The organism is Kitasatospora sp. NPDC006697, assembly GCF_042869935.1.
Lineage (GTDB): Bacteria > Actinomycetota > Actinomycetes > Streptomycetales > Streptomycetaceae > Kitasatospora.
In genome coordinates, this window is record NZ_JBIAGU010000043.1 from 31,086 (window position 1) to 43,578 (window position 12,493).

Sequence of the window (12,493 nt, forward strand, 5' to 3'; positions counted from 1 at the left end):
AGGGGCCACCGCGCCGGCCGGCCGGCGGGTGCCCCGCTCGGACCGTCAGCTCAGTCCGGCTTGGCCGACCGCGAGCACCTCGTCCGCGTACAGCTCCGCCACGTCGAGCCCCATCCCCGTGAAGTGCCCGGCGAGTTCGAGCGACAGCACCCCGTGCAGGCGGGTCCAGAAGGCGAGCGCCCGGCGCAGGGCGGCGGGGGAGGCGGGGTGGTCGCCGGCCCAGGCGCGGTGGTCGGCGAGGTGGGCCGCCAGCGGGCTCGGCGGCTCGGCGGGCGGGTCGCCGGCGGCGCAGGCGTCGAGGATGTGGCCCATGATCTCCTGGGTGATCCGGGTGGTGTCGGCGGGTGCGTGGTAGCCGGGCACCGGCGTGCCGTAGATCAGCAGGTAGCGCTGGGGGTCCGCCAGGGCCCAGTCGCGCAGCGCGTGGGCCAGGCCGGCGAGGTCGGGGCCGGTCTCGGCGCGGGCGCGGAAGGTGTCGGCCAGGCTGCGGTAGGCGTCGGTGATCAGCTCGGTGATCAGCTCGTCGCGGTTGGCGAAGTAGCGGTAGAGGGCGGGGCCGCTCATGCCCATCTGCTTGGCGATGGCGTTGAGCGAGAGCGCGGAGGCCCCGGCGGTGGCGATCTGCTGCCGCGCGTGCTGCTTGGCCTCCTCGCGCACCTGGGCGCGGTAGCGCTCCCTCGGGGGCCTGGTCTCCGCTGCGGCCACGGCCTGCCTCCTTCTCCCTCGCGTTCCACCCATGCCGACGGTTAGAGGCTATCACTGCCGTTCTTGACGCTCACCGCAGAAAGGAGTTATAACTTCTAACGAACGCGACAGCGTCTCCCAGAAGCACGGAAGGTCGAGGACATGAACGAGATGAACGAGCGGAACCGGACGAGCGAGATGACCGAGATGACCGAGATCGTGCTGCCGGGCGTCGTGGCGCCCGAGGGCCTGGAGATCCGGCACGGCGCGGTGCCGACCGCCGGCGCCGGCCGGCTGGTGATCGCCGTCGAGGCCACCGGCGTCTCGTTCGCCGAGCAGCAGATGCGCCGCGGACGCTACTACGACCAGCCGCCCTTCCCCTTCGTCCCCGGCTACGACCTGGTCGGCCGGGTGCTCGCCACCGGTGCGGGCGTCGACCCGCAGCTGGTCGGGCAGCGGGTGGCCGCACTCGTCAAGGTCGGCGGCTGGGCCAGCCACGTGGTGATCGAGGCCGCCGACGCCGTGCCGGTGCCGACGGGCCTCACGGCGGCCGAGGCGGAGACCGTGGTGGTCAACGGCATCACGGCCTGGCAGATGCTGCACCGTCAGGCCCGGGTCCGGTCCGGGCAGACCGTGCTGGTGCACGGCGCCGGCGGCGGGGTGGGCTCGGTGCTGGTCCAGCTGGCCCGCGCCGCCGGCGTCACGGTGCTCGGCACCGCCTCCCCCCGGCACCACGAGGCGCTGCGTGCCCTGGGCGCCACCCCGATCGACTACCGGACCGGCGACGTGCCCGCCCGGGTCCGCGAGCTGGCGCCCGGCGGGGTCGACGCCGTCTTCGACCACCTCGGCGGCCGCAGCGTCATCGACTCCTGGCAGCTGCTCGCCCCCGGCGGCGCCCTGGTCGCCTACGGCAGCGCCTCGACCCGCGACGACACCGGCTCCAAGCAGTGGCCGGTGCTGAAGATCCTCGCCCGCACCATGCTCTGGAACACCCTGCCGAACGGGCGCAGCGCCCACTTCTACAACATCTGGGCCGGCCGGTCGTTCGGCAAGGACCGCTTCCGCGCCCGGCTGCGCGCCGACCTCGGCCGGGTCTTCGAGGCCCTGCGGGACGGCGAGGTGACCGCCCAGATCGCCGCCCAACTGCCGCTCACCGCCGCCGCCGAGGCGCTGCGGCTGGCCGAGTCGGGCGCCGCCACCGGCAAGGTGGTCCTGGTCCCGTGACCGGCCGCGCCGCCACCCGGACCACCACGACCGGCACTCCGGGCCGCCGGGTGAGCGGCAGTCAGCCGGCCGCTCGGCGGGCACCCGGCGCGAGGACGGTCCGGTCGAACGGCCCGCCGTGCGAAGCGGCGTACGCCACGGCCTCGTTGACGTCATCGAGGCCGAACGACCGGACCCGCTCGGGCGCGAGGTCCAGCGCGCCGGAGGCGAGCAGCCGGATGATGCCGACGTTCGCCGTCCGCGGGTACATCCACTGGCCGCGCACCGTCACCGAGTTGCGCATGAGCCACGGGTACGGGAGCGCCAGGTCCTCGCCACCGAGCATCCCCACGCCGCCCATCAGGACGACCCGGCCGTACTCGCGCACCATCATGGCCGCCGTGCGCGCCACCGAGCTGGGTGCGCCCGGCGGCAGCAGGTCGATCACCAGGTCGATCGGGCCGTCGGCCGCCGCGGACATCGCCGCCCGGTCCTCGGCCTCCTCCCCGGACAGCGGGACCGGGCGCACCCGCGGACCGAACCGGTCGGCGAGCAGCCCGAGCGCGGCCTTGTTGCGGCCCGGGGCGACCACCCGGCCCGCCCCCATCGCGAGCGCGACCGCCACCGCACTGCTGCCGAGGTTGCCGGTGGCCCCGCTGACCAGCAGCGTTTCCCCGGCCGCGAGCCCGCCGGCCAGCAGCCCGCCGTAGGGGATGACGTGCACGCCGAGCGCGGCCCAGCGGGCCGGATCCTCCCCGGCCGCCGGGGGCAGCGGGTAGACGTTCTCCGTCGGAACCCGCATCAGCTCGGCGAACGACCCGTCAGGCAGGTAGCGGGCCAGCCGCGCGCCGCCCTCGCCGCGCGAACTCCAGCCCTGGAGCGTGATGTCGGGCGTCAGCGCGTCGTCCCGCGCCCGCACCGTGCAGTCGCACCAGACCAGATCGCCGGGCCGCAGCCGGGTGGCGTCCGGGCCGGCGTGGAGGATCCGCCCCACGCCGCCGATCCCGGGCACCACGGGCGGCACCAGCGGGTAGTTCCGCCGGCCGCCGAAGACCTCGGCCGCGTACGGGGCCACCGCGGCGGCCAGCACCTCGACCACCACCTCGCCGCCGCCCGCCACCGGGTCGGGCAGCTCCCGCACCGCCAGCGGGGCGCCGAACCGCGTCAGAACCGCTGCTCGCACGTTGATGACCTCCGTGTTCGTCCCTGTCCGTCACGATCGACCCTAGGAGCCCGGCAGCCATGCGGGAAGCGACGATCGCGCATCTCTGGTATGCGTAGGCCGCATGGACATCTCCAGCACAGGCCTGCGGGTCCTGCGGCAGATCGCCGAGTCCGGCAGCTTCACCGCGGCGGCCACCCGACTCGGCTACACCCAGTCGGCGGTCTCCCGCCAGGCCGCCTCCCTCGAACGCAGCGCGGGCACCGCCCTCTTCGAACGCCGCCCCGACGGCGTCCGGCTCACCCCCGCGGGCCTGACCCTGCTGCGGCACGCCCGCACCATCCTGGACTGCCTCAGCGTCGCCGAACGCGACCTCACCGGCACCGCCCCGCGCACCGAACTGGTGCGCCTCGGCCTCTTCCTGAGCGCGGGCGCGGCCCTGCTGCCGCCCTCGCTCGCCCGCCTCGCCGCGACCGACCCGCAGATCACGGTCACCACCTCCGAGGGCACCACCCCCACCCTGGTCCGCGCCCTGCGCGCGGGCACGATCGACCTCGCCGTGCTGACCTCCCGGCCGCCCCACCGGCCCCTCGACGGCGAGTCACCGCGCCTGCACCTCGAGACCGTCACCGACACCGAACTGGTGGTGGCCGTACCCTCCACCGGAGCATTCGCGGGCCGCACCTCCGTCCACCTCGACGAACTGCTCGACGCCCCGTGGATCGCCACCCCGGCCTCGGCCGCCGAGCCCCTGCTCGGGGTGTGGCCCGGCCTGCCCGGCCGGCCGCACATCGCCCACCAGGCGCGCGACTGGCTGACGAAGCTCCACCTGGTCGCCGGCGGCTTCGGCGTCACCACCGTCCCCGCCCGGCTCTCCCCGGTACTGCCTCCCGGCGTGAGCCTGCTGCACGTCGAAGGCGCGCCCCCGGAGATCCGCCGTGTCCTGGTGGCGCGCCTCCCGGGCCGGCCGACGGCGGCGGTCACGGCTGTCGTCCGGGCGGTCACCTCGGCTGCCTGACCGGTGTCGTGTCAGTCGGGGGTGACAGGATCACGCCCCCAGGTCTCCAGGAGGACGAAGTGCGGCAGCGGCTCAACCTGATCCTGCTCGGCGTGCGCGATGTCGCGGCCTCAGTCGCGTTCTACCAGGCCCTCGGCTGGCGGCGCTCCACAGCGGGCTCGGACGGCTTCGCGCTCTTCGAACTGGGCGGCGTCGCGGTCGCGCTCCAGTCCCGCGAGGCCTTCGCCGCCGACGCCGGCCTGCCCGACCCGGGCCCGGGCGCCTTCGCGGGCTTCGCCCTGGCGTACGTGGCCCGCAGCGCCGAGGAGGTGTACCGGGTGATGGCCAGGGCCGCCGAGCTGGGCGCCACCGTCACCCGCCCCGCCGGACCGAACGCCTGGGGGCACAGCGGCTACTTCACCGATCCGGACGGCCATCTGTTCGAAGTGCTCTTCGAGGACGGCTGGATCTTCGACGAGCAGGACGACCTGGTGCTCTGACCCGCTGGGGCGGGGGCCCTCGGGCGTCCGCCGGTGCGATTCCCCGCCGGCCGGCGCAGGCGTCAGGCAGCGCCGGGTGTGCCGGACAGCGCGGTGTCCAGCCACTCGAAGGTGACCTGGTGGAAGCGGGTCATCGCACCGGCGTGGCAGTGCTCGCCCGCGCCCTCGTCCTCGGGCAGGGTGACCAGGGTGTGCGGGCAGGTCAGCGCGGCCTGGACGCGCTGGGGCTGGCCGCGGAAGAACTGGTCGTTCTCGGCGTCCAGGATCAGTGTCGGGCAGTCGATCAGCTGGGCGACGCCGTCGAGGGTGTAGGCGCCGGTGCGGCGCACGTAGTCGCCCACCGAGGAGGCGCCGAAGGTCCACACCCCGTTGCGCAGCGCCCAGCGGGTCTGGGTGTCCACCTGCATGAGCAGCCCCAGCACCGGGTCGGCGAGGTCGTCGCGGCCGCTCGTCACCCAGTCCCGCAGGAACGGCGGCAGGAGCGCGAGGTGCGGCTCCTGGTAGTCGTAGAGGCCGTCGTCGAGCACCAGGGCGGCGCCGCCGTCGCCGGCGAATCCGGTGGTCCGCAGGGTCTCGTAGGAGAAGGACTCGTCCTCGAACAGGAACTTCATGGTGCCTCCTTCGGCCAGAGGTGAGACGGAACGGTTCCGTCTCGCCTCAGGTAGGATTCCGGGCATGGCAAGCTCCCCTGACACCCCGAGCGCCCCCGGCTCCTCCGGTACCACCGGCGCCACCGCGCCCCGGCCCGCCGGCGGCCCGGTCCTCCAGGACTCGGTGACGGCGGCGATCTCGCAGGCCTTCTTCGAGGAGCTGGCCGCGACCGGCTACGCGAAGCTCTCGCTGGAGGCGGTCGCCAGACGCGCCGGCGCGGGCAAGGCGGCCATCTACCGGCGCTGGCCCGCCAAGCAGGAGATGGCGCTGGCGCTGATCTCGGACGTCGTCGCGCGCACGCCGGAACCGCTGGACAGCGGCGCCGTCCGCGAGGACCTGCTGGCCTTCCTCGCCGAGACCGCCGAGGTGCTGCGCCACCCGCTCGCCTCGAAGATCATCCCCGACCTGCTCGCCGAGGCCCGCCGCACCCCCGAGCTGGGGGAGGCGCTGCTCGGTGCCGTTCGCGAACCGCGCCGCAGCCGGGCCGGCCGGATCCTCGATCGCGCCGTCGAACGCGGCGAGCTGCCCGCCGACCTCGACCACGGCATCGCGCTCGACCTGCTCGCCGGCCCGCTCTACTGGCACATCGCGGTGGTCAACGGCACGGCCGAGCCCGGCTACCTGGAGCGGCTGGCCGACATGCTCCTCGCCGCACTCCGGGGCTGACCGGGTCCGGAGGCCCCGAACACGGAGGGACCTGCCCGGAACTGACCCCGTGCCAGCAGCCGCCCCCGGCCGATAGAGTGATGATCATGACATTCCCCAGGAGCAGTGGCGAACTGAGCGCGGTCTTCAAGCCCTCCGCCTCGCACGAGTCCGTGACCTTCCCGAACGGCACCAAGCCGCGCTTCGTGGCGACGGCCTCGCAGACCGACGGCCGGTTCGGCCTCTTCGAATGGAACATGACCGGCGCGCGCGGCACGCGCGACAGCGGGCACTTCCACAAGACCTTCTCCGAGTCGTTCTACATCCTCTCCGGCGAGGTCACCCTCTTCGACGGCCGGGAGTGGACGACGGCCCGCCCGGGCGACTTCCTCTTCGTCCCCGAGGGCGGCGTGCACGGCTTCGCCAACGAGTCCGACGCGCCCGCCTCGATGCTGGTCCTCTTCACGCCGGGCCCGGCCCGTGAGAAGTTCTTCCAGGAGCTGGCCGAGATCCGCGAGTCCGGCCGCCAACTCGACGACGCCGAGTGGGACGAGGTCTGGGCCCGGCACGACCAGTACCGGGCCTGAGCCCAGCCCCGCCCCCGCCGGTTTCGCGCGGCGGGCCCGCCCGAACCGGAGGAGCATCTGTTCCGGTGGGACCTCGCACGGCACCCGGCACCGCCGGTGGCGCCGGGCCGTGCGGTCCGCGGAGCGGGAGGAGGACGGCCGTGATCGTCGACTGCGCGCACTACCGCGACGGACGGCGCCAGCACGCGGGCCCGATGTCGCTGGAGCAGGCGGCCGCGCACAGCACCCGCGGCGGGTTCGTCTGGCTGGGCCTGTTCGAGCCCACCCCCGAGGAACTGGCCACGGTGCGCGCGAGCTTCCGCCTGCACGAACTCGCGGTCGAGGACGCGCAGGCCGCGCACCTGCGGCCGAAGGCCGAGCGCTACGAGGACGGCACCGAGCTGATCGTGCTGCGCACCGCGCGCTACGACGACGGGCGCGAGGAGATCGACACCGGCGAGATCAGCGTCTTCCTCTCCGAGCACTTCGTGATCACCGTCCGCCAGGGCGTCGCCAGCGAGCTGGCCGGCGCCCGCAGCCGGCTCGAACGCCGACCCGAGCTGCTGCGGGCCGGCAGCGCCGCGACGCTCTGGGCGATCCTCGACCAGGTGGTCGACGGCTACTCGCCCGTCGTCGCCGAGCTCGAACGCGACATCGAGCAGATCGAGGCCACGGTCTTCTCCGGCACGGTCGCCCCGACCGAACGGATCTACTTCCTGCGGCGCGAGGCCACCGACTTCTACCGGGCCGTGCACCCGCTGCTGGCCGTCCTCGGCCGCCGCCTCTCGGCGGACGACTCGCCCGGCGAACTGCTGCCCTACTTCCGGGACGTCCACGACCACCTGCTGCTGGTCAACGAGGAGGTTGCCGCCCAGCGCGACCTGCTGGCCACCGTCCTGGAGGCGAACATCGCGGTGATCTCGGTGGAGCAGAACAAGATCAACCTCCGGCAGAGCGCCACCATGGAGCGCCTGACGATCGTCGCCACCGTCTTCCTGCCGCTCTCCTTCGTGGTCGGCTTCTTCGGGCAGAACTTCGGCTGGCTGGTCGGCCACATCACCGGCCTGACCGCCTTCCTCGTGCTCAGCGCCATCGGCCTGCTGCTGCCCTGTCTGGTGCTCTACCTCTGGCTGCGCCGCCAGCGCGGCCGCGAGGCGCCACCGACGCCGGGGGCGGAGGACGGCCCGGGTCAGGGCCCGCTCCGGCGTCCCGCTCGCGCCGACAGTCGCCGGGAGGCCGGGGCTACTGACCGTACGTCACATCGGACTCCGGCGAACCGTCACAGAACCGGGTGAGCTGCCGGCGAAGCGCCGCGGCGGCCGCGGGACACCGGCGTTCGAGCCCGGCCGGCCCTCCTCGGCATCGAAGCCGAGGCGGCCGCAGCAGGGGCAGGGGCGTTGGGTGTCCACGGGCGCAGTCTGCTCCGCGGCCCGCCACCGCGGCGACCGGATTTCCCGGCCCGACGGCCCCGACAGCCCGACGGCCTGACCGGCCCCGGTGGACGTCCGGGACCGGCGGGCCGTCGGTGCGGTCAGTACCGCCGGGGGGTGAACTCCGGCGCGTCCGGCTCGACCCCGTACGGGTCGTGCGGCCGCGCCTGCGCCTGCCGGCCGGGCTCGGCGTGCTCCGGGCCCCGGGCGCTGTGGCCGCCCCGTCCGCGCAGCGGCCACCAGAGGCCGCGGCCGAGCAGCGCCGCCAGGGCCGGCACCAGCACGATCGAGAGCACGAACGCGGAGAGCAGGATGCCGAGCCCGGTCGCGAAGCCGATCTGCTGGGTGGCCGCCGAGGGGGTGGCCGCCAGGCTGCCGAAGGAGCCCGCCAGCACCAGCCCGGCCGTGGCGATCGCGGGCGCGGTGTGCCGCACGGCGCGCGCCACGGCGGCCCGGGCCGGGCCCGGCCGCTCCATCTCCTCGCGGATCCGGTCGGTGATCAGGATGTTGTAGTCGGTGCCCAGCGCGACCACGAAGAGGAAGAGCACCAGCGGCAGCGTGAACACCACGCCCGGCCTGCCCATCCCGTGCTGGAAGACCAGCGCGGCCGCGCCCAGGGTGGACGCGAAACCGAGCCCGACCGCGAGCATCAGGGCCACCGGCGCCAGCAGGCTGCGCAGCAGCATCAGCAGGATCAGGCCGATCAGCAGCGCGGCCACCGGGAAGACGATCCGCAGGTCGTGGTCGACGGCGGTGGCGACGTCCGCGTAGATCGCCGCCGTGCCGCCGACGTGGGCGGCCAGGCCGGCCGGCGCCTGCGCGGCGACGGCCGCCCGGAGCGGGCCCGCGACCAGCTCGCGCGCCTGGGCTGAGCCGGAGTCGGCGGTCAGGAAGAGGTCGATCCGCGCGGCCCGCCCGGACGGGGCGAGCACCGGTTCGGCCGCCTGGCCGACGCCCTGGACCCGGGCCAGGCCGTCCCGCAGGCCGGCCAGCCGGCCCGGTGCGATCGGGCTGCCGTCCGTGCTCTTCAGGTAGACGGTGGTCGGGTCGGAGACCCCGGCCGGCAGCGCGCGGGTGATCTGCTCCGCGGTGGCCCGGGCGGCGGTCTTCGGGCCGCCGCCGCCGAGGTCGTAGTCCATCGCGACCCCCGCCAGGCCGGCCGCCGGCAGGCCCAGCGCGACGACGGCGGCGAGCGCGAGCGCCGCCGGCCGGCGCGCGACCAGGGCGCCGAACCTGGCCGCCGCACCGGCCCGCGGCTCCCGGCGCAGGGAGCGCGAGGGCCAGAAGAGCTTGCGGCCGCAGGCGGCCAGCACGGCCGGCATCAGGGTCAGCGCGGCCAGCAGCATCACCAGCACGGAGACCGCGATCGCCGGGCCGAGCACCCGGAACTGCCCGAAGCTGGCGATCCCCAGGGTGGCGAAGGCGGCGACGATGGTCAGCGCCGCCGAGGTGACCGCGGTGCCGACCCGGCCGCCGACCTCGGCCGCCACGGCCCGGTGGTGCCGGTCCGGCCGGGCCCGCAGCTCCTCGCGGAACCGGAACATCATGAAGAGGAAGTAGTCCACGCCGATGCCGAGCAGCACCACGCCGATCAGGCTGGGCACGCTCGGGTCGAGGTCGATCCCGGTGGCCAGCGCCGTGAGCACCACCGCACCGCTCGCCACGCCGCCGATCAGCGCCACCGCGAGCAGCGGCACGAACGCGGCCAGCACGCTGCGGAAGACCAGGACGTTCAGCAGCACGATCAGCGCCATCGCGCAGCCCTTGGCGATCGCCGCGCGGGTGCTGCCGGCATCCTCGGTGTCGACCTGGTCGGCCAGGCCGCCGGTGAACCCGGTGCGCAGGCCGGCCGGTTCGAAGGCCGCCCGGGCCTGGTCGCGGAAGGCCTTGAAGGTGGCCTCCAGCCGGGGGTCGGCGCTGTTGCCGGTCAGCCGGACGGAGAGCAGTTCGAAGCCGCGGTCCGGGGCGAGCAGGCCCACCGCCACCTGCGGGACCTGCGAGTAGTCATGGGCGAACGGCGGGCTGTCCTTGACCTTCGGCATCGTGATCCGCTCCCGGCCGAGCCGGCCGGCCAGGTCGGCGACGGTCCGCTGGTCGGCCGCGCCGAGCGGGGCGCCGTCCTGGCGGCCGACCAGCACGGTGACCACGCTGGCGTCGGGGTCGGCGCCGAACTCCTGCTGGGCGATGGTCAGCGCGGCGGCCGAGTCGTAGCTCTTGGGGAGGAAGTCGGCCGGCTGGCTCCGGGTCACCTGGAAGACCAGGGACTGGCTCAGGACGGTCAGCAGGGCACCCAGGACCGCCCAGCCGGCGATCACCTTCCATGGGTTCCTGGTCGCGAACCCGGTCAGGGCGCGGATCACGTGCTTCTCCTCGGTGGGAAGGGGTGGGGAGCCGGGGTTTCCCGGCCTTCTCCAGCCCATCACCGGCGGGACGCCTTCTCGTCGGGGCACAGGACGAGAAACCGGGCGGGAGCCCGGGCCCGGCCCGGCCCGGACCAGGAGCGTGCTCCCAGAACGGGCTCCTCCGCAGGTCCGGGTCCTGCGCGGGGCGGCGGTGGGAGAATGGTTCGCGCGGAGAACGGTCCGCGCGCGCCGGTGACGGCGCATCGGAAACAGCGGCGCAGCCACCGAGGGGGCACCACCATGGCCACGGGCCGACCACTGCCGGGAACGGCCGAAGCGGAGCGCAGCGGAGGCCTCCCCGGTGCGCCGGCCGCCGCCGACGGCTGGCTGCCCGGCCGCGGCGACGCCTTCCTGGCCGCCGGGACGGCGTTGCTGGACGTCTTCAGCTACACCATGAGCTGCCTGGACGACGGCCGCCCGCTCACCGCGCCGGCGCTGGTGCTCAGCGTGCTGGCGGCGCTGCCGCTGCTGGTCCGCCGGGTGTGGCCGGTGGCCGTGCTGGGCACGGTGCTGGTCGTCATCCTGGTGCTGAACCTGTGCGAGCCCGCGCCGCGCCACTTCCCGATCGCGGTGGTGGTGGCGCTCTTCACGGTGAGCCGGCACCGCGCGCTGCGGCTGGCCGTGCCGGTCGGCCTGCTGGCGGGGCTGGTGGTGCTGACCAGCCGCGGCCCGCACCTGAGCCTGGCCTTCACCGATGTGCTCGGCAGCCTGCTGGGCAGCGCGCTGGTGGTCGGCGCGGGCGCGGTGGTCGGCCGCTGGCAGCAGGAGGCGGAGGCGCGGCGGGCGCTGCTGGCGGACCGCGCGGTGGCCGAGGAGCGGCGGCGGATCGCCCGCGAGCTGCACGACATCGTGGCCCACCACATCACCACCATGCACCTGCTGGCGGGCGGTGCCCGGGCCAACCTGGGCGGCGACGTCGAGGTGGTCCGCGAGGCGCTGGTGACCCTGGAGGGCTCCGGGCGGATGGCACTGCGCGAGATGCGGCAACTGCTCGACGTGCTGCGGGCGGACGACGAGCGGGAGGAGACCCCGGGCGCGCCGCAGCCGGGGACCGCCGACCTGGAGCGGATCGTCGCCGAGGCGCGGCTGGGCGGGCTGGCCACCGAGTTCACCGTGCACGGCGCGGTCCGTCCGCTGCCGCCGACCACCGAGCTGACGGTCTTCCGGATCGTCCAGGAGGCGCTGACCAACGCGCGCAAGCACGCCGGCCCGGCGCGGGCCCGGGTGCGGCTCGCCTACCACCCGGACTCGGTCACCGTGGAGGTCAGCGACGACGGCGCGGGCCGGGCGGCCCCGCCCCCGCACGGCGAGGCCGGCGGCCGCGAGCGGGCGGTGCCGGGGCGGCGCGGCGGCTACGGGCTGATCGGCATGCGCGAGCGGGTGGCGCTGCACGGCGGCACCCTGACGGCCGGTCCGGTCGCGGACGGCGGGTTCCGGGTCGCGGCGAGCCTGCCGTACGAACCGGCGGAGGAGCCGCAGCCCTTCGGCGCGGTGGAGGTGGCGGTCCCGTGACCGAGCACCCCGTGAGCCCGCTCACGGTGCTGATCGCCGACGACCAGCCGCTGGTCCGCCGCGGGCTGGCGCTGATCCTCTCCCCGGCACCCGGCGTCCGCGTGGTCGCGGAGGCCGCGAACGGCGAGCAGGCGGTCGAACTGGCCCGGCTGCACCGGCCCTCGGTCGTCGTGATGGACATCCGGATGCCCGTGCTCGACGGCGTCCAGGCCACCGAGCGCCTCTCCCGCGAACTGCCCGACTGCCGGGTGCTGGCGCTGAGCACCTTCGACATGGACGAGTACGTGGTGGCCGCCCTCCGGGCGGGCGCCGCCGGCTTCCTCCCCAAGGACGTCTCGCCGGAGGAACTGCTCGCGGCCGTCCGTACCGTGCACTCCGGCGAGGCCGCCGTGGCACCCCGGCTGCTCACCCGGCTGCTCGCCGCCTACGTCACCGCCCCCGGCCCGCCGCCCCGGCCCGGCACCGGTGCGGCGGCCCAGCCCGCGGGATCGGCCGAGCTGACGGCCCGTGAGGTCGAGGTGTGGCGGCTGATCGCGGAGGGCCTGGACAACAACGAGATCGCGCAGGCGATGCAGATCAGCGCGTCCACGGTGAAGAACCACATCACCAACGTCTTCGGCAAGCTCCGGGTCCGCGACCGCGCGCAGGCGGTGATCGCGGCCTACGAGTCCGGCCTGGTGGCCCCCGCCCCGCGAGGCTGACCAACGGTGGCCCCCGCCCCGCGAGGCTGACCAACGGGAG

At 75.0% G+C, this 12,493-nt stretch carries 12 protein-coding genes; 8 read left to right on the forward strand and 4 right to left on the reverse strand.

Features of this window, described 5'->3' with window-relative positions; all coding sequences use genetic code 11:
- Positions 1 to 45: 45 nt before the first annotated feature.
- A complete protein-coding gene (locus ACFYNO_RS37780; protein ID WP_388022413.1) occupies positions 46 to 738 on the reverse strand; it encodes a TetR/AcrR family transcriptional regulator in 693 nt (230 codons plus the stop codon).
- A 108-nt stretch (positions 739 to 846) separates the two neighbouring features.
- Here ACFYNO_RS37780 and ACFYNO_RS37785 point away from each other — a divergent pair, with 108 nt between their 5' ends.
- Positions 847 to 1,908 carry a medium chain dehydrogenase/reductase family protein gene (locus tag ACFYNO_RS37785; RefSeq protein ID WP_388022416.1) on the forward strand — a complete coding sequence of 354 codons (1,062 nt, stop codon included), beginning with the start codon at positions 847 to 849 and terminating at the stop codon, positions 1,906 to 1,908.
- Positions 1,909 to 1,969: 61 nt separating this feature from the next.
- Here the strand turns inward: ACFYNO_RS37785 and ACFYNO_RS37790 are convergent, their stop codons facing one another.
- The gene (locus tag ACFYNO_RS37790) at positions 1,970 to 3,070 is read right to left on the reverse strand and encodes an alcohol dehydrogenase catalytic domain-containing protein (protein ID WP_388022418.1); all 1,101 of its coding nucleotides are present in this window, start codon (positions 3,068 to 3,070) and stop codon (positions 1,970 to 1,972) included.
- A gap of 103 nt (positions 3,071 to 3,173) precedes the next feature.
- On the opposite strand from ACFYNO_RS37790, the gene ACFYNO_RS37795 reads away from it, so the two are divergent.
- Positions 3,174 to 4,067: a LysR family transcriptional regulator gene (locus tag ACFYNO_RS37795; protein WP_388022420.1), complete on the forward strand. Its 894-nt coding sequence runs from the start codon at positions 3,174 to 3,176 to the stop codon at positions 4,065 to 4,067.
- 59 nt (positions 4,068 to 4,126) lie between these two features.
- Positions 4,127 to 4,546 (forward strand): VOC family protein, encoded by a 420-nt coding sequence (locus ACFYNO_RS37800; RefSeq protein WP_388022422.1) that lies wholly within the window; start codon positions 4,127 to 4,129, stop codon positions 4,544 to 4,546.
- A gap of 62 nt (positions 4,547 to 4,608) precedes the next feature.
- Here the strand turns inward: ACFYNO_RS37800 and ACFYNO_RS37805 are convergent, their stop codons facing one another.
- Positions 4,609 to 5,157 (reverse strand): hypothetical protein, encoded by a 549-nt coding sequence (locus ACFYNO_RS37805; protein ID WP_388022424.1) that lies wholly within the window; start codon positions 5,155 to 5,157, stop codon positions 4,609 to 4,611.
- A gap of 64 nt (positions 5,158 to 5,221) precedes the next feature.
- On the opposite strand from ACFYNO_RS37805, the gene ACFYNO_RS37810 reads away from it, so the two are divergent.
- The 3 genes from ACFYNO_RS37810 (at position 5,222) to ACFYNO_RS37820 (ending at position 7,703) form a co-directional block, all read left to right on the forward strand.
- Positions 5,222 to 5,863, forward strand: a complete 642-nt coding sequence (locus ACFYNO_RS37810; protein ID WP_388022426.1) for a TetR-like C-terminal domain-containing protein — start codon at positions 5,222 to 5,224, stop codon at positions 5,861 to 5,863.
- An 86-nt stretch (positions 5,864 to 5,949) separates the two neighbouring features.
- Complete coding sequence (locus ACFYNO_RS37815; protein WP_388022429.1) at positions 5,950 to 6,429, forward strand: cupin domain-containing protein; 480 nt, start codon at positions 5,950 to 5,952, stop codon at positions 6,427 to 6,429.
- Positions 6,430 to 6,569: 140 nt separating this feature from the next.
- Positions 6,570 to 7,703: a magnesium and cobalt transport protein CorA gene (locus ACFYNO_RS37820; protein WP_388022431.1), complete on the forward strand. Its 1,134-nt coding sequence runs from the start codon at positions 6,570 to 6,572 to the stop codon at positions 7,701 to 7,703.
- A 236-nt stretch (positions 7,704 to 7,939) separates the two neighbouring features.
- Here the strand turns inward: ACFYNO_RS37820 and ACFYNO_RS37825 are convergent, their stop codons facing one another.
- On the reverse strand, positions 7,940 to 10,198 hold the full coding sequence (locus tag ACFYNO_RS37825; RefSeq protein ID WP_388022433.1) for an MMPL family transporter: 2,259 nt from the start codon (positions 10,196 to 10,198) through the stop codon (positions 7,940 to 7,942).
- Between the two features lie 282 nt (positions 10,199 to 10,480).
- Between ACFYNO_RS37825 and ACFYNO_RS37830 the strand changes: the two genes are divergently transcribed.
- Together ACFYNO_RS37830 and ACFYNO_RS37835 are read left to right on the forward strand one after the other, a co-directional pair.
- A complete protein-coding gene (locus ACFYNO_RS37830; RefSeq protein ID WP_388022435.1) occupies positions 10,481 to 11,752 on the forward strand; it encodes a sensor histidine kinase in 1,272 nt (423 codons plus the stop codon).
- A complete protein-coding gene (locus ACFYNO_RS37835) occupies positions 11,749 to 12,453 on the forward strand; it encodes a response regulator (RefSeq protein WP_388022437.1) in 705 nt (234 codons plus the stop codon). Before ACFYNO_RS37830 ends, ACFYNO_RS37835 begins: the two co-directional genes overlap by 4 nt.
- Positions 12,454 to 12,493: the final 40 nt, after the last annotated feature.

Bases quoted from the DNA above. Each gene is read 5' to 3' on its own strand.
- ACFYNO_RS37785 (WP_388022416.1), top strand. From the start codon at position 847: ATGAACGAGATGAACGAGCGGAACCGGACGAGCGAGATGACCGAGATG.
- ACFYNO_RS37830 (WP_388022435.1), top strand. From the start codon at position 10,481: ATGGCCACGGGCCGACCACTGCCGGGAACGGCCGAAGCGGAGCGCAGC.
- ACFYNO_RS37805 (WP_388022424.1), bottom strand. From the start codon at position 5,157: ATGAAGTTCCTGTTCGAGGACGAGTCCTTCTCCTACGAGACCCTGCGG.
- ACFYNO_RS37810 (WP_388022426.1), top strand. From the start codon at position 5,222: ATGGCAAGCTCCCCTGACACCCCGAGCGCCCCCGGCTCCTCCGGTACC.
- ACFYNO_RS37795 (WP_388022420.1), top strand. From the start codon at position 3,174: ATGGACATCTCCAGCACAGGCCTGCGGGTCCTGCGGCAGATCGCCGAG.
- ACFYNO_RS37815 (WP_388022429.1), top strand. From the start codon at position 5,950: ATGACATTCCCCAGGAGCAGTGGCGAACTGAGCGCGGTCTTCAAGCCC.
- ACFYNO_RS37780 (WP_388022413.1), bottom strand. From the start codon at position 738: ATGGGTGGAACGCGAGGGAGAAGGAGGCAGGCCGTGGCCGCAGCGGAG.